The 16,609-nt window shown below is 55.5% G+C and carries 15 protein-coding genes; 8 read left to right on the plus strand and 7 right to left on the minus strand.

Annotation, left to right across the window (positions count from 1 at the left end; all coding sequences use genetic code 11):
- Positions 1 to 4 precede the first annotated feature (4 nt).
- Positions 5 to 1,105, plus strand: coding sequence for an N-acetylglucosamine-6-phosphate deacetylase (gene nagA / locus WJU22_RS05955; RefSeq protein ID WP_341842342.1), 1,101 nt, complete (start codon positions 5 to 7; stop codon positions 1,103 to 1,105).
- 111 nt (positions 1,106 to 1,216) lie between these two features.
- On the opposite strand, the gene WJU22_RS05960 is transcribed toward nagA, so the two are convergent.
- A complete protein-coding gene (locus WJU22_RS05960) occupies positions 1,217 to 1,771 on the minus strand; it encodes a hypothetical protein (RefSeq protein WP_341842343.1) in 555 nt (184 codons plus the stop codon).
- 58 nt (positions 1,772 to 1,829) lie between these two features.
- Positions 1,830 to 2,501 carry a hypothetical protein gene (locus WJU22_RS05965; RefSeq protein WP_341842344.1) on the minus strand — a complete coding sequence of 224 codons (672 nt, stop codon included), beginning with the start codon at positions 2,499 to 2,501 and terminating at the stop codon, positions 1,830 to 1,832.
- Between the two features lie 597 nt (positions 2,502 to 3,098).
- Between WJU22_RS05965 and WJU22_RS05970 the strand changes: the two genes are divergently transcribed.
- Positions 3,099 to 3,572, plus strand: a complete 474-nt coding sequence (locus WJU22_RS05970; RefSeq protein ID WP_341842345.1) for a hypothetical protein — start codon at positions 3,099 to 3,101, stop codon at positions 3,570 to 3,572.
- Between the two features lie 22 nt (positions 3,573 to 3,594).
- On the opposite strand, the gene WJU22_RS05975 is transcribed toward WJU22_RS05970, so the two are convergent.
- Together WJU22_RS05975 and WJU22_RS05980 are read right to left on the minus strand one after the other, a co-directional pair.
- A complete protein-coding gene (locus WJU22_RS05975) occupies positions 3,595 to 4,182 on the minus strand; it encodes a sigma-70 family RNA polymerase sigma factor (RefSeq protein ID WP_341842346.1) in 588 nt (195 codons plus the stop codon).
- A gap of 59 nt (positions 4,183 to 4,241) precedes the next feature.
- Positions 4,242 to 5,030: an RDD family protein gene (locus WJU22_RS05980; protein WP_341842347.1), complete on the minus strand. Its 789-nt coding sequence runs from the start codon at positions 5,028 to 5,030 to the stop codon at positions 4,242 to 4,244.
- Between the two features lie 57 nt (positions 5,031 to 5,087).
- Between WJU22_RS05980 and WJU22_RS05985 the strand changes: the two genes are divergently transcribed.
- From WJU22_RS05985 to WJU22_RS06005, 5 genes are read left to right on the plus strand one after another with little or no spacing between them, the layout of a single operon-like run.
- Positions 5,088 to 6,074: a stage II sporulation protein M gene (locus WJU22_RS05985; protein WP_341842348.1), complete on the plus strand. Its 987-nt coding sequence runs from the start codon at positions 5,088 to 5,090 to the stop codon at positions 6,072 to 6,074.
- Positions 6,071 to 6,955, plus strand: a complete 885-nt coding sequence (locus WJU22_RS05990) for a DUF4129 domain-containing protein (protein ID WP_341842349.1) — start codon at positions 6,071 to 6,073, stop codon at positions 6,953 to 6,955. Before WJU22_RS05985 ends, WJU22_RS05990 begins: the two co-directional genes overlap by 4 nt.
- A gap of 5 nt (positions 6,956 to 6,960) precedes the next feature.
- Complete coding sequence (locus WJU22_RS05995) at positions 6,961 to 8,211, plus strand: DUF4350 domain-containing protein (protein ID WP_341842350.1); 1,251 nt, start codon at positions 6,961 to 6,963, stop codon at positions 8,209 to 8,211.
- Complete coding sequence (locus WJU22_RS06000; protein ID WP_341842351.1) at positions 8,211 to 9,191, plus strand: MoxR family ATPase; 981 nt, start codon at positions 8,211 to 8,213, stop codon at positions 9,189 to 9,191. Before WJU22_RS05995 ends, WJU22_RS06000 begins: the two co-directional genes overlap by 1 nt.
- An 8-nt stretch (positions 9,192 to 9,199) precedes the next feature.
- Positions 9,200 to 10,540 carry a DUF58 domain-containing protein gene (locus WJU22_RS06005; protein WP_341842352.1) on the plus strand — a complete coding sequence of 447 codons (1,341 nt, stop codon included), beginning with the start codon at positions 9,200 to 9,202 and terminating at the stop codon, positions 10,538 to 10,540.
- Between the two features lie 67 nt (positions 10,541 to 10,607).
- Here WJU22_RS06005 and WJU22_RS06010 read toward each other — a convergent pair whose 3' ends face one another.
- Complete coding sequence (locus WJU22_RS06010; protein ID WP_341842353.1) at positions 10,608 to 13,310, minus strand: outer membrane beta-barrel protein; 2,703 nt, start codon at positions 13,308 to 13,310, stop codon at positions 10,608 to 10,610.
- Between the two features lie 276 nt (positions 13,311 to 13,586).
- A complete protein-coding gene (locus WJU22_RS06015) occupies positions 13,587 to 14,342 on the minus strand; it encodes an SDR family NAD(P)-dependent oxidoreductase (RefSeq protein WP_341842354.1) in 756 nt (251 codons plus the stop codon).
- A gap of 245 nt (positions 14,343 to 14,587) precedes the next feature.
- Here WJU22_RS06015 and WJU22_RS06020 point away from each other — a divergent pair, with 245 nt between their 5' ends.
- On the plus strand, positions 14,588 to 16,048 hold the full coding sequence (locus tag WJU22_RS06020; RefSeq protein WP_341842355.1) for an OmpA family protein: 1,461 nt from the start codon (positions 14,588 to 14,590) through the stop codon (positions 16,046 to 16,048).
- Between the two features lie 78 nt (positions 16,049 to 16,126).
- Here the strand turns inward: WJU22_RS06020 and WJU22_RS06025 are convergent, their stop codons facing one another.
- Positions 16,127 to 16,600 carry a DNA starvation/stationary phase protection protein gene (locus tag WJU22_RS06025; protein WP_341842356.1) on the minus strand — a complete coding sequence of 158 codons (474 nt, stop codon included), beginning with the start codon at positions 16,598 to 16,600 and terminating at the stop codon, positions 16,127 to 16,129.
- Positions 16,601 to 16,609: the final 9 nt, after the last annotated feature.

Here is a 16,609-nt window from a genome sequence, read left to right on the forward strand (position 1 = left end):
ATTTATGCTGCTGGCACTGACGCAATCGCGGATTTTTACCGGAAAAGAAACAAGAACAGGCGAGGCCCTGCTACTGGAAAACGGAAGAATTTTAGGACTGGTCAGTGAAAACAGCATCCCTTCAGATTATTACATCATCCATCATCCCGGGATGACGATCGTTCCGGGACTGCTGGATTTGCAGATATACGGAGGAGGCGGCGTACTTTTTTCGGACGCTCCCTCCTCCGCTGCTTTGTACGATATGGCCGCGGGGCTCGTGAAGACCGGGACGTCGGGTTTCCTCATCACCCTGGCCACCAACCGGCTGGAAGTGTTTGAAGCGGCGATGGACGTGGTCAGGGAAAATCCACATCCCGCCGTGCTGGGCCTTCATCTCGAGGGGCCGTACATCAATCCCGTAAAGCGCGGCGCCCACATCCCGGATTGTATCCGCAAACCGGAGCGCAGGGAAGTGGAAGCGCTCCTCAAGCGCGCCGCTGGCACCGTCAAAATGATGACCATCGCCCCGGAATTGATGGATGCAGACATCATTCGGCTCCTGCTCGACCATGGCGTGGTATTATCCGCCGGCCATAGCAATGCCACTTTTGAAGAAGGAAAGGCCGGTTTCGACGCCGGTATCCAGACGGCCACGCACCTTTTCAACGCCATGAGCCCGTTCCATCACCGCGATGTAGGGCTGCCCGGCGCGGTGTACCAGTCCAACGCGCATGCCAGCATCATCCCCGACGGGATCCATGTGAGTTACGAAGCTTTGTCGATCAGTAAGAAAGTCATGGGCGAGCGATTGTTCCTCATTACCGACGCGGTGGAGAAAAGCGAAGGCGCTTATCCGCACATCCGGCAAAAGGATCGCTTTACGTTACCGGACGGCACGCTTTCCGGCTCGGCGATCACGCTGGCGGAAGGCATCCGGAACTGTGTGCAACATGTGGGCATCCCGTTCGAAGAAGCGGTGCGGATGGCTACGGCGTACCCTGCGAAACTGATGGGGTATACAGACATCGGCGCCATTCGCGCAGGATTCCGCGCCAACCTCACTTTGCTCGATGCAGCCGGCAATCCCGGAGGCGTGTACCTCGACGGGCAATTCCATCAATAATATTTCCGGAGAAGAAACAGGGAGGCCGGGCGCATAAAGTGCCCGGCCTTTTTATGAATGAAGCTTTGTAGTGAAAAGCTTTGTGATGTAAATGCCTGCCATGAAATAGCGTTAGCTTTTGCGGACGAACTTCGGATACAAAAGGATGGAGGAATCGTGTTGCCAGTTAAAGCGGTAGCCGGAATCCGTAACACGGATCCGCCCGGCATAATTCACGTTTTTGAAATTGATCCGGAACGGATAGATACCATTGGCTTTGGTGTTGAAGGGAATGAAGAACTGACCGTGAACGTACTGGGTCGTTAACGGGGTGTAACCGATGGGTTGCTTCACGCCGAAGGTCAATGCGCCGGTGTTGACCAGGTTGAAATAACCCAGTATGACGTTGTAATAATTGTACAATTCCTGCGTCTTGACGGATATCCATAGGAAAGAATCAACCACTCCCGGTTCTACGAGCAGCCGGTTGGAGATGAGGGGAATGCTGTCGTGGATCGTGTCGGTGGGAATGGTGTCGATCGTGTCAATAGGAATGGAATCCGCCAGGCTGGATAAGGAGGATTTCGCCAGTTGCTGGTCGGACAGCACCTTGTTTTCCTTGGTACAGGAATACATACCGTACAACGCGGCGAAAGCAAGGGCAAGATAGAGCATGGGTTTTTTCATTGCATGAAGTTTTATACTGTTACAGACAGCATACACATCCGCGAAGGTTGGGTGCCGCTTATTTTTTTCTGAAATAATATCGGAGATGAAGCGAGATGAGTTGTTTTCCGGGGGATGGGTGGGCCGGTTGCAGCGTGAACCGGGTAGACGAAGCACTTTCCGCGAAACGAAGCTGATATTGCGCGCCGATGCGCCAATGGGTCGACAGCCGGTAGTCGGCTCCCGCTTGCCAGGAAATCCCGAAACTCCCTGGTACGCCGCTCCTCCGGAAATCGGGTGTTTCCTTTTGCGGATCGAAGTTGGAGCCCGAGGGTTCGTAGACATTTTGCGAGGTGCCGCTTTGTCCGGCCCGGAAACTGGCGGAGATGCCGGTAGATAATTCCCAATTACGGAGGGTGATGGCGACAGGCAAACCGACAACGGCGTAGGAAGTGTTTCGGAGGATGTAGCGGGTATGGCCGCTGTCTGCCGGGAAGCGCACCGCGGAATCCTGGCGGGTGGGTTTGTAGTACGGAAGTTGATATTCCTGTTCCTTGCCCGAGAAATATTGCACGCCGGCGTAAGGGCGCAGTACGGTCCTGTTTCCCAGGCGGACGGAATATTCCACGAAGAGCCCTGCGCCGAAGGCGCTTCCTGTGCTAAAGGATGTTGCCAGGCGAAGGCTCAGGCCGCCGGATGAGTAGGGGGCCCGGGATGGAGGTGCCTGTCCGGCAGCGAGTTCTTTAGGCACAATCCTTAACCCGGAAGCGATTACCGGCCATTCCGTGCGGATGGGCGACAGGTCGAAGCGGGATATGGCGGATGGGGGATTATCGTTTTTGTTTGCGATGTCGGCGGTGGAATTTGGTTGGGGTTTTGGGGAGTTGGGGTTTTGGTGGGATGTAGCAGGATTTTCTGGGTTTGTGTTTGATGGGAAATCATTGATTTTGCTTTTGTTATGGAGGTGCGCGTCGGGATTTGATTGGGGTTGTGGTGTGTTGGGGTTTTTGCGGGATATATCAGGATTGTCTGGGTGTGTGTTTGATGGGAAATCATTGGTTTTGCTTGTGCTATGAAGACTCGCGTCGGGATTTGATAGGGGGTGCGGTGTATTGGGTTTTTTGCGGGATGTATTTTTTGTGGGTGGAGCGATGGACGTATTATTTTGCAGGGATCTGCTCGCAGTGCCAGCCGAATTTTTGGTTACGTCAGGTTGTTTTTCCAGGATTTCCTTACGGCGTGCGTAAGAAATTCCCCGGGGCCCATGATATTCATTTTCCCCTGAAACGCTTCTGCCGGAAGCGGGCATTCTTTTATTTTGAAATGCAGGCTCATCGCTGTTCTGTGTATGACGGAAGGGAACGCTACGATCCTCCTTCCCATCCTTCAAATCCCCGCTACTTCCATACCCCACGCCACCACGGTCCTCCGTCCCAACACCTATCCCCCCGTGCTTTTCATTTTCCGATGGTGTAATACCATTCAGCCAAATCCCTGCGCTATCCATCCCACGCTTCCCCAATTCCCATCCCGCGGTATCAGTTACCCCGGCATCCCGCGTTTCTCCCATCAACGCCACGTCTTTTCCATTCCACCACATCGCGCTATCAGCAGCCCCGGTATCCCGCGTTTCCTCCCACCGCACCGCGCCCTGCATCCACGCGAAGCATGCCGCAAACCCCAGCAGCACCACCACTTCCACCCAGAAAGTTCCCCCGCCACCGGAAGCCGGAGGCTCGCGGTGTGCATCGAGCAGGTCGCGCATGAGCGCCCACGAGGCTTCCTTTTCCGAAGCGGATGCCACCGGAGGCGCCTGGTTTAGTGCTGCCGTTCTAAGCAATTCTTCAATATCTGGCTGTGGGTGGCGCATTGCGTTTGTTCAAAAATTCCTTTAATAGCCGCTTTCCTTCGGAAACATGCCATTTCGACGTTCCGGTGCTGATCCCCAGCATCGCGGCGATCTCCTTATGGGAATAACCTTCAATGATGAACAGGTTCACCGCCATCCGCGTTGCGGGCGGTAAAAAATGCAATAACTGTAATAACTCCCGGTATGCCGCCGGCTCACTCCCGTCGCGCACCTCCACCTCCGGCGGCAACGCCGTTTCCGACTGCAGCCGCAACTGGTTGGCCCGGTAATAATCCGCCGCCGCATGATGCACGATCCGCCGCAGCCAGCCCTCAAAACTCCCCGTGCCGCTGTATTGCGATATCCGCGTAAATGCTCTCAGAAATCCATTGTTGAGAATGGTAACCGCCGCGTCAGGATCAGGGAACGTCCGCTTGATAACCGCCATCATGCGGTCGTAATAGTGCTTGTACAGCCGCTCCTGGCATAAACGATCCTGCCGCCGGCAGCCTTCCAGCCAGGCGGTGAGTTCCCCCGGCCCAGGACCTGCCTGGCCGGCGATATGTGCGTCATGATTTCCCAAGGATGCTATGTAGACATAGACATCCATCGAGGGATCGTAGGTTGGGTACGTACGAAAATTTATTTACGGGTTACCAGGTAATTATAGTCGTTTAATAGGGTTTCGAGGAATTCCAGCGCGGGCATGTCGCTTTCAATATGTAATACTTCCTTGATTTTGAATGAAATACGTTCCGCCATCACGAAATCCTGGCTCCGGTGGGTACTGTCGATCACCGATTTTATCTTGCTCAGGTCGCGGTCAGACAGCCGGAGAATTTGCGGGAACCGGGGCTCATAATTCTCCTGCACGATCTCCCGGAAAATGGTATCCTCCAGGCGGTGCCGCTGGCGGGTGCGCACCAGGATCGTTCCCGCCGCCATATCGCCCAGCCGCTGGTTCAGGGGCGACCGTAGTACCATCACCACGGGCAACATCCCGATCAGCAACACCATCAGCGCCGTAAACGGCGAAGTTTCGGTCAGAATGGCGCCAATGAAGAACATCGTCAGCAACGGCGACTCGATCAGCCGGAACATCCAGCGCAAGGCCACCTGGCTCAAACTGGGCACATTGCCCATAAGGCTCACCACCTTCACGTCCATCACCCGCTTCCCCAGGCTCTGGCCCCGCATCAACAGCTCAGACACCAGGTAATACAGTGAAACCGGCAGCAACACCACCACAGAATAGATCACGCTCCTGTCCGTCGAGCTCAAATCGGCCTTTTCAATGAAATACATCGCCACCAACACGTATGCCACCCGGATGATGAGATCGAGCAGGTACGCCACGAGGCGCCGGCCCAGATCAGCGGCTTCAAACTCCAGGTCAATATTGAAAACGGTAGGGATTTTAATATTAGGCATATTCAAATTTAAAATTTATTATATTTTCACTTCGTTATTTTTTATCTCCGGTACCGCATGAGAGAATCTTCATTCATTAAACGTAACCTGGCCAGGTGGAACAAGATCCGCGAGGAACCAACCGAGGACCCGGATGTGATGGCCGAAAGGTTCACATCCCTCGTCGACGATCTCGCCTACGCCAAAACATTCTACGCGCACAGTAAAGTAACCGGATACATCAACGGAATGGCCGCCGCCATCTTCCAGCGTATTTACCGGGACCATCAGGGCGACAAGCACCGTTTCCGCAATTTCTTCAAATACCAGTTGCCGCTGCTGATCCGCAAACATCACCGCGTTTTCCTGTTCACTTTCTGCTATTTCCTCCTGTTCTGCATCCTGGGGGCTTTCTCTGCGGCGCACGACGACACGTTCGTCCGCGGCGTGCTGGGGGACGATTATGTGAACATGACGGAAGAAAACATCGCCAAAGGCGACCCTTTCAACGTCTACAAAGACGAAAACCCCTGGATGATGTGGCTGCGGATCGGGTATAACAACATTCGCGTGTCGATGTACTGCTTCGTGAGCGGGATCGCTTTTTCGGCGGGAACGCTGTGGGTGCTGTTCAAGAACGGCATCATGCTCGGATCGTTCCAATATATGTTCTTCGCCAAAGGCCTGGGCCTGAAATCCGTGCTGGTGATCTGGATCCACGGAACGCTGGAGATCTCTTCCATCGTCATCGCCGGCAGCGCAGGCGTTATCCTGGGCAACAGCCTCCTGTTTCCCGGAACGTTTTCCCGCAAGGAATCCCTCAAGCGCGGCGCCCTCGAAGGCGTGAAGATCATCGTGGCCCTCATCCCCATTTTCATCGTGGCCGCTTTCCTCGAAAGCTTCGTGACCCGGCACACCGAAATGCCCATGTTCCTCAGCGTGTCCATCCTCGCCGTATCCGCCGCGTTCATGATCTGGTATTTCGTCTGGTACCCGATCCGCGTGCAGAAAATGGGCTACCGCCTCGATATAGACAGCAAACTGATTAAACCCGCCGCCGCATGAACCAGTTGAAAACCGTGCTGTTGATCCTTTTGCTGACGGCCGGCGGGAACGCGCTGGCCCAACGGGCCGATACGCTCGAATACCGCATGCTCGATTCTACCGATAGCGATAATATCCCTTCCGTGGCAGAAGCGTCGCAGGATGTGGATATCGATACCACCGGGCTGATGGATGAAGAAGTGTCGGAATCGGATATGAATACCGAGGAAAAGATGCGCCACGGGATGATCGACCATTCGCTGTACGACCGCCAGCCGATAGACGGGTTCGACGAAGGTTCGCAGATGCGCCTCACGCCCCGGGTGCCCCCGGCCGACGCACTGCAAAAACTCCGCGACGACGAATCCCTGAAATACCCGCCCTACACCCCCCGGAAAGACTGGCGCCCGCAATGGATGAAAGACCTGGGGCAATGGGCTGCCAGCAACATCCGGCTCCTTCGCAATCTGATGCTGGGCGCCCTGGGGCTGCTGATCATCGTCATGATCGTCCTTTTCATGGGCAAAAACGATATTCCCGTTTTCAGGTGGAGATCGCGGCGGAAGGCGGCCGAAAGCGAAGTGGCGGAAGAAATCGGTCAAACCGACCTGGAAGCCCTGGCTCTCGCCGCCCGCAACGCCGGACAGCTGCGCGAAGCGGTCCGCTTCCGTTACCTGCACGCGCTTCACCTGCTGGAAAACGCGCGGCTGATCACCCGGACGAAAGACAAAACCAATATGGATTACCTCCGCGAACTGGGCCGTACCAGCTATTACCAGCCCTTCGCCGCCATCACGCTGCAATACGAATATGTGTGGTACGGAAAGATGTCGCTCAGCGAAGCGCAGTATTGGCGGGTGAACGAGGCATTCGAAGATTTTAAAAACTCCTTGACCAAATAACCGCAGTGAGTAAACGCATTATCATCATTGTTCTTGCCGCCGCCGTGGTTGTGCTGTTCCTGCTGTTGCTGCTGGGCATCCGGCATATGGCTTCGCCCGTGTTCGATGCCGCGCAGGACCCGCGATACCAGCGCCAGGAGATACATTACGGTAACAAGAACACCCGGCCCTACGGCGGGAAAGTGGCTTTTTCGCTGCTGGACGGATATTTTAACGGCCGCGCCCCCCGCCGGGTAACACGCCCCTTCTCCTACACCTATCGCAATTCCGATAACCTGAAAGGCAACAACGCCGTGTACATCGCGGTGGCCACCCAGCTTTTCCTCACGGATAAGGATGTGGAAGATATGTCGGCCTTCGTATCGGCCGGCAACCAGTTGTTCCTGGTAGTAGAAGGCACCGACTCCCTCCTCCAGAAAACCTTCGGTTTCAGGACGACCGAACCGTTATATGAATCCGAGCCCTCCTCCGCCGTGCAACGCTTCGTCAACCCGGCCTTTTCGCCAGACACGGTATTCTCCGGGAAAGGGATCCCCATGAACAGCCACCTGGTACTGGCCGAAAGCGATACGTCTATCATTACCATCCTCGGCAACAACGCCCGGCATCAGCCCAACTTCTTCCGCGTGCAACACGGCGAAGGCCAGCTTTTCGTGTTGCTCAACCCCATGAGCTGGACCAACTCCTGGCTCCTGGAAAACAACAACGTGCAGGCGCTCACCTGGCAAATGGCGTATCTGCGGATGCATGCAGACCATGTATATTGGGACGAATTCTATAAATACCAGCTCATGCCCCGCACGTCAGACAACTTCTCCGACATGCAGGTGATGCTGAAACATCCGCCGCTGAAATGGGCGCTCTGGCTCGCATTGCTCCTGGTGGCCCTGTACATTTTCAGCGAAAGCAAGCGCCGCCAGCGCATCATCCCCGACAGGCCCGTGCTCCGCAACAATTCCATCGATTTTGCGGAAACCCTCGGCCGGCTGTACTACCTTCATCACAACAACGCAAACCTGGCCCAGAAAATGGTCCAGCACCTGCTCGAATACATCCGCCAGCATTATTTCCTCAACACCGCGCAGATCGACGCCGGATTCATCACCGGCCTCGCCCGCAAGTCGGGATTCCCGCGGGAATATGTGGAAGGAATGATGCAGATGGTAATGGAAGTGCGGACAGGAGCGCATGTAGACGACGAGTATCTGCATAATTTGTATAACAGCATCTATCAATTCTATCAAAATCCGAAATAATGGACATTAACACCTTTGTGCCGCGTACCGACCTGGCCGATCTTCACAGTGCCGTGAATGCGATCCGGAACGAGATCGGGAAAGTAATTGTAGGGCAGCACCAGATGGTAGACCTGCTGATCACCGGTTTGCTGGCCAACGGGCATGTGCTCGTGGAAGGCGTTCCCGGTGTGGCCAAAACACTGGCGGCCAAACTGCTCGCCGGTACCATCGACGCGAAGTTTTCCCGTATCCAGTTCACGCCAGACCTTATGCCGGCCGATGTGTTGGGGACTTCCATCTTCAACCCGCAAAGCAAGGAATTCGAATACAAGAAAGGCCCGGTTTTCGGGAATATCATCCTGATAGACGAGATCAACCGCGCCCCGGCCAAAACGCAGGCCGCGTTGTTCGAAGTGATGGAGGAACGGCAGATCACCAACGACGGCGTTACCCACATCCTCGATTCGCCTTTTATGGTGGTGGCCACGCAAAACCCCATCGAACAGGAAGGTACTTACCGGCTGCCGGAAGCGCAGCTCGACCGTTTCCTTTTTAAAGTGGATGTGAAATATCCCGCCTTGCAAGACGAAATCGCCATCCTTCAGGCCGCCAACACCCGCGGGGGCGACCATTCCGCCGTGGAACAGGTGGAAACCGTGGTGACGGCCGCCACCGTGATCCGGCTCCAGCAGCAGGTGCGGGGCATCCTCATGGAAGAGAAACTCCTGCAATACGTAGCCACGCTGGTGAACGAAACGCGCAACAACCCGGGCATTTACCTCGGCGCGTCGCCACGCGCGTCCGTAGCCGTGATGAACTGCGCCAAAGCCGTAGCCGTGATGAACGGGCGCGATTTCGTGACGCCGGACGATGTGGTGTACATCCTTCCCCATGTGCTCCGTCACCGTATCATCCTCACGCCCGAACGCGAAATGGAAGGCATCTCGCCCGACGAAGTGATCGCAGAAATCCTCAAAGCCGTAGAAGTACCCAGATAATCCACAACATGCCCATCACCCGATTTTATCAATCGCTGTTCTTCCGCAACCGGCTGTATCTCTCGCTGGGCGTGCTGGTGCTGGTCTGCATCACGGGCTTTTTCATTCCGGCCGCGTTTACGGCCGCTTTGATCGGCTTTGCCGTGTGGGTAGGACTGATCCTGCTCGATCTGCTGATGCTGTACCTGCCGGGAAAGGCCATCGAAGCGGAAAGGACCCTGGCGGAAAGGTTCAGTAACGGCGACGAAAACCCCGTCCACTACACGGTCCGCAGCAAATACGGATTCCCCGTGCGCGGCGAGGTGATGGACGAATTGCCGTTCCAGTTCCAGCGGCGCGATTTCACCATTCCCCTGAAACTGGAAGCCGGCGGCGAAACCCACGTCCATTTCACCTTACGGCCCGTGGAAAGAGGCGAGTACGCTTTCGGGAAACTGCACGTCTACACCTGGAGCCCCTTCGGCCTGGTGTGCCGCCGCTTTTCGCTGGACGCCGCCCAGACCGTGAAAGTCTATCCATCCTTCATCCAACTGCGCAATTACGAACTGTTTTCCGTCAAACATAAACTCAACGAGCTCGGCGTGCACCGCCGCCGTGTGATCGGCCACAGCATGGAGTTCGATCATATCAAGGAATATATCCGCGGAGACGATGTGCGCACCCTCAACTGGAAAGCCACCGCCCGCAGGGGCAACCTGATGGTCAATAGTTATACGGAAGAACGCTCGCAGCTCGTGTATTGCGTGATAGACAAAGGCCGCAACATGAAAATGCCTTTCGGCGGCCTCACCCTGCTCGATTACGCCATCAACGCCACGCTCGTTTTCAGCAACGTAGCCATGCAAAAGGGCGACAAATCCGGCCTCATCACCTTCACCGGTAAACAGACGGAAGTGCTGCCCGCAAGCAACAAGAAAGTCCAGCTCAACAAAATCCTCGATCAGCTCTACGCCCAATCCACCGACTGGATGGAGACCGATTTCGAGCGGCTGGGCGTGCATCTGCGGGCTTCGCTGTCGCAACGTTCTTTCCTCATGCTGTTCACCAACTTCGAATCGCTGTCGGGCATGCAGCGGCAGTTGCCGTACCTGAGGCAGCTCGCCAAATATCATATGCTGCTGGTGGTGTTTTTCGAGAACACGGAACTGAAAGCCCTGAACGAAAAGCGGATGGCCGAAACGGAAGATATTTACATGCAGGTGATCGCCCAGAAATTCGCGCATGAGAAAAAGCAGATCGTCCGCGAACTGGCGCAGGCCGGCATTATGAGCCTCCTCACGCCGCCGGAACACCTCACAGTCAACGTTGTCAATAAATACCTGGAGCTCAAATCCAGGATGGTATTGTAATTCGGATTGCCCGAAATGAAAAAGCGCCGGCCTCCACGAGAGACCGGCGCTTTTTTGTGCAAAATATTTATCGGCGGCGTGGCGGCCCGCTGTCTTCTTCTTCCGTTCCCAGCTCGAATTCTTTCGGTCCTTTTTTACCCAGCTTGTTGAACTTGCGGATATTGTACGTCAGGTTCAGGCTGAGGTACCGCACGTTGCGGCGGTTGTTGGAATATTGTTCGTAGTCTTTCGTCAGCTCGTAGAAATTCCGGACGCTCGATCCGAAGATGTTTTCCACGGAGAAAGCCAGGTTCAGCTTCCGCTGGAAGAGGTTCACCTGTCCTTTCAGCCCGCTGCCGAAACGCGCTTCCTGCTTGCCCTGGGCGTAGTAACGGGGGCCGTTGTACCGGAAGTTCGCCGATACGGAAAACACGCGGATGCGATAGCTGGTCCAGACGTTGAGGTGGCTCGTCCACCCGGAAACATGCGCGAATTTCTCGCTCACTGCGCCCTGCCCGTCTTCACCGCCGTCGGTCTTGGTATCGTAGTACCGCAAGCCGCCGTTGATATTCAGTTGCAGCGCGCCCTTGTTGTTATTGGTGGCTTTGAAGAAATGGGAATTCAGGGTGATGTACGCGTTGTTGTCGCGGCGCGACGCCAGGTTCACGAAAGTGCTCGTGTTGATGATCGTGGTATCGTTGATATGCTCCACGCGGGTGTAGCGCGAAATGATATCGTCTGCGTCCTGCTTTTCCAGGCCCACTTTCAGGGAGTGCGATTTCACCTGGAGGCTGTACTCGGCGCGGTAATCTTTCGTGAACGAAGGGCGCAGGTTGGGATTGCCCGTGCGGATGTTGAAACTGTCTGTCGTATTCACGAACGGGTTCAGTTGCTCGGGCGACGGGCGGTCCATGTTCCTCGAATAGTTGAACGAAAGCTGCTGTTGCTTGTAATCGTAACTGAAATTCACGCCCGGCGCGAAGTTGGTGTACTTGAACGGAACGCTGCTCCGCAACGAATCCAGCAGCGCCATCTGGTTGAAGAACTGCACGCCCGGGTTGAAGCGCAGGTTGGCGCGATGGTCTTTCCAGGGACTGTAATTAATGCCCGCGGAAGTGCGGATTTCGTAGGTTTCGTTGTTGAACTCGTTGCCGGCGAAGGTTTCGCGGGATTGGGAGCCGTTGTACACCAGCCTTCCGGTAACGCTGTAACCCAGTTTGGGATTGTTTTTCCCGGTAGTGGCGTTAACGGCGTAGTTCTGGTTGAAAGACGTGTAATCGGAACTGAGGCGCGGTGCGTCGAGGAGCTCTTTGTCGTTCACGTTCTTCCGCTTCGCGATGTTCTCGTTATCGTTTGCGCTGATATTGGCCGAAGCGCTGAGGTCGTAGAACTTCCCTTTGCCCAGGGGCTGCCGGAAGTGGATGTTCGTCCGCATGCTGTAGCTGCCGTTGTGCTGGGTGTTGCGCTGCAGCGAAGTGTCGTCTGTGAGCGGGTACAGGTAGTCGTTGTAGCCCCTGCCGCTGGTGCCGGCCTTGGTGAAGTTGAACCCGGCTTCCAGGCGTTTGTCTTTCTCTTCATACTCTTTGAAATAATTCCAGTCCGTCACCGCGCGATAGCCGCCACGGCGGTTTTCGCTGTCCTGGTCTTTGAGCATGGTGGGTTTGTGGTCTTTATTGCTGTTGATGGAATTGTTTTGTCCGTTAGACCCGTCGCCTGTCCAGCCGAGGGTTACCGCGCCGCGGAGGAATTCCTTGTCAGTGAATTTGCGTTCGTACCGGGTGTTGAGGTTGTGGTTGAAGTTGTACGAGGTGCGGAAGTTCTTTTGGGAAAGGAAGGAACTGTCGCCCCCGGGCGTTTTCGGGAAATAGGTACGTTGCAGGTAGCTGGAGTCCGCGTTGTATTGTGCGTTGTTGAAATAGGTGATCTGGAAGGGCGCCATGTTCATGTTGAAACGCATCTTGGCGTTGAGGTTGCGCCGGCTGTCGACCCCGGCCGTTACTGCGGCGGAATACCCGCGGAACTGTACTTTCCGGGTGATGATGTTGATGTACCGGATGTTGGTGCGGCCTTCCACGAGCGCCTGTTCGGCATCCACGGCGTCTGGCGGCTGTTTCAGCACTTCGATCCGTTCGATCATGAAAGAGGGCAGGTTGTTGAGATAACTGTTGGCGTCCATGCCGGTGTGGGCGATGGGTTTGTTATCGACATAAAACCGCACCTGGTCTTTCCCTTCCATGGTGATATTGTTATTGGCGTCGATGGTGACGCCGGGCACGTATTCGAGCAATTCCATGCCGGTGCCGCCGGGGAGGAAGTTTTCGTCGGGCGTGAAGATGATGGAATCCTTGTTCATGGTGAACATTTTCTTTTGTCCAACCACTTCCACTTCCTTAAGGGCGCGCGCGCCGGTTTCGAGGATCACGGTGCCGAGGTCCCACTGCGGGCGCTCGTTGCTGAGCCTGACTTTGGCAAAGTAAGGCGTAAAGCCCATGGTGGCCACTTTCACGAGGTAGCTTCCGTAGGGTACGGGCTTGAGGACGAACGTCCCCTTTTCATCTGCGGCAACGCCGTTGATGACGGTGGAATCGTCTTCGTTCAACAGGGCTACGGTGGCGAAAGGGATCGGTTCCTTATTGCCCGTTTGCTGCACTTTACCGCTGATGGCACCGGTTTCCGAATCTTTGTTTGACGGGGGCTGCTGTGCGTAGGCTTCCTGTTGGGTGAACATGCATCCGAGCCAGCACAGGCACGCCGCAATGGCGCCCATACCGGTTTTAGGCGTGAATCTCATCTAAGGTATAATTCTATAGGTTGATGCCGAAAAATACGCATCCATCGGCCGCCAGACGGGTGTTTTACACCTGTGCATGATTTACGGGATAAATGGTAACGCCATTTTCCGGCAAGGAAAACGTGGTTCGTTCATGATGATAGACGTCATTACGGGGCAAAACGTTTAAGCAGCATGCGTGATAATGGAGGAGCGGGGAATGGGGACGATGGGCGGTAGGAAAAAAGAAGGACAGCCGCGGTCCGCAGCTGTCCTGTACTGTCCTGAAATGTTTGTTTACACGGCCAGGTAAGCCCCGTCTACCGGGTAATACGACCCGGTCACGAACGAAGCTTTATCAGAACTGAGCCAGATCACGAGCTCCGCCACTTCTTCCGCCTTTCCGAGCCGGCCGATGGGATGTTTGGAAATGAGCATGTCTATGGTAGCCTTATCCATTTGCGACAACAGCGGCGTATCGATGAAACCCGGGCCCACGGCGTTTACACGAACGCCCTGCACGGAATATTCCGCGGCGGCATTTTGCGTAAGCCCCACCACGCCATGTTTGGCGGCCACATACCCCGCAGCATGCGCGAAACCCACCTGCGCGAGGATAGACGCCATGTTCACGATGGCGCCGCCGCCGTTTTTCAGCATCGCGGGCAGCTGGTATTTCATACAGTAAAATACGCTGGAAAGATTGATGGCGATGACCCTGTCGAACCCTTCCACGCTCATATCCGCCACGGCCGCGGATTCTCCGCCGATGCCCGCGTTGTTGCAGGCGTAATCGAGCCGGCCGTAATGTTGCAGCGTTTCGTTCACCAGTTTTTCGCATTGATCGGGCTGGCTCACGTCGCACGCAACGAATTGTGCGTCTCCACCAGCATTGCGGATTTTTTCCACCACCGCATTTCCATGCTCCCCGTTAATGTCCGATACGATCACTTTTGCGCCATGCCGTGCGTACAGGAGTGCCGTGGCCTCCCCGATGCCGGAGCCCGCGCCGGTTACCAATGCCACTTTTCCGGAAAAAAACTGTTCCATCATGTAAAATTTAAAAGATGAATAATCGATAGGGTTACCGTGTAAGTGCAGTAGGTTTAACGTAAAATGGCCGGGGAATGTTTGTAGGCCACAAAGGTACAGACCCGCCGTGTTAGGGAAATCCTAAGATTTTGCACCCATAACATATTTGTGTCATATCTTTCCGGGGGAGATAATAATTATCGTGATTTTCAGTTAAAAGGGTGCCCATGTACGCGAAAATGCGACCGCCGACACTGTTCCGCCTTATGATTGCCGCCCTGCTGCTGCCTGCAGCAACCAGGGCCCAGAACCTGTTGGCCAACCCCAGTTTCGAAATCATCAATATCTGTACGGAATACCGCGCCCCCTGCGCCCCGGTAGCCTGGGAAAGCGTTTCGCCCGCCAGTAAGCTCTTATTCAACTATCATACTTACCGTAACAAAGCGGGTCATCAATACATTGTGTTATTGGCCGGCGATACGCGGGAAGAACGGAACTATGCCCAAACGCGCTTGCTGTGCCCGCTCCGGAAAGGCCAGCGCTATCGCCTGTCCGGCATCGTGGGCGCCACGGGAAAGCTCCAGCCGGAACTGGATTTTTATCTGTCGAAAGATTACGTTTTCCGCGAACAGGGCCGCGCGCTCACCGATCTGAAGCCCACCGTTACTTTCCGGAAAGAACAGGTGGTGAAGGAGCTGGAGAAAAATTTCTACAGGATGGAGATGGAATTCGAGGCTGCGGACGATTATACGCATCTGCTCATGGGCCGGATGGAACTGCTGCCTTCCCGGCGGCTCGAAGGGCCTGAATCCGTTTTCATCGATTGGCTGGAACTGGTTCCGGTGGATGGGAGCCCCCTGTGCCCGGAAGCCTCCGCGGTAGAAGATTCCCTGGGCCGGCGGTTCCACCGCCACACGCTCCCCGGCCAGGCCATCTCATCCATAAACCCCGTGGTCCCCCTCATCAGGCCCGGCTGCGTAGACATCGACATCCCCGGGCCGGAGATCTTCACCGCCACCGGGCGGGAACGCTATCCCCGGTCGGCCGCCCGCGTTGATTCCATGATCCTGCGGTACGAGCCCCACGGGGGCCGGCGTGTGTTCATCACCGGGGTGCATTTCGACTTCGCTACCAAAAAATTCGATAAACAAACATCCGCGCAGCAGGCGGAAACCGTTCGCCAGGTGCTCGTGAAAGATTTCGGGTTCAGTAGCGACGATATCAAGCTCATCGTCCTCGACTCGGCCATCCCCCGGTTCGATTTCAACTCGCCCACCGGCCGCGCGCGGAACAATTACGTGGCGATCGAGTTTTGTGTGGCCGATCCTTCCGCCCAACCCCCGCCGCCACCGGTCATCGAAACGGTGAAGATCGCCCCGCCGCCGGATACGCTTGTCATCCCCGACATTCTTTTCAAATTCGACCGCCACGAGCTGAACCCCGCGCTCTTCCGCACCCTGGATTCCCTGGTGGCCAAAATCCCCCGGAGCCCGGGCGTCACGCTGCAACTGGTGGGCCATACAGACAACGCAGGGGCCGACGATTACAACCTGCTCCTTTCCCAACGGCGGGCAGCATCGCTGGCGGATTACCTGCGCGGGAAAGGCCTGGGCGATTTCATCCTCGCCGTCAGCGGCGAAGGCGAGCACCGGCCCGCATTCCCCAACGATACGCCGGAAGGGCGGCGGCGCAACCGGCGGGTAGAGATCATCATTTACAGGCAATAACCCAGGCAAGCAAGCATAAAAAAGAAAGCCGGCAACACAGGTTGACCGGCTTTTCTGCTCAATATGACGATTGATGCGCTACTTGGTGATGTAAGAACGGAGCATCCATGCCATTTTTTCATGCTGGCGCAACAGGCCGGTCACGAAATCGCTGGTGCCGAGGTCTTTCTGCTTGTCGGCGAACTCGGTGATCATTTCGCGGAGGCCGCGGATGATGGTCTCGTGATCGTCCAGCAGATTTTTGATCTGTTCGGATTGAACGTTGGTGTATTCCGGTTCCAGGAGGTTGGTCAGTTTCAGGAAATCTACGAGGCGGCCGGTGCTGTAATGGCCGATCATGCGGATGCGTTCCGCCACTTCGTCGATGATTTCAGCCAGCTCGTTGTACTGGTTTTCGTAGAAACCGTGCATTTCCATGAAGTTATCGCCGACTACGTTCCAATGGTAATTGCGGGTTTTCGTATAAAGTACCTGCTCGTCTGCCAGTAAAACCTGTAATCTTTCTGCCACTGCCTTCAGGTGGTTTTCTCCGATGCCGATGTTTGCTTTCATGATTAATAA

It is taken from the genome of Chitinophaga caseinilytica (assembly GCF_038396765.1).
In the GTDB taxonomy this organism is placed as follows: domain Bacteria; phylum Bacteroidota; class Bacteroidia; order Chitinophagales; family Chitinophagaceae; genus Chitinophaga; species Chitinophaga caseinilytica.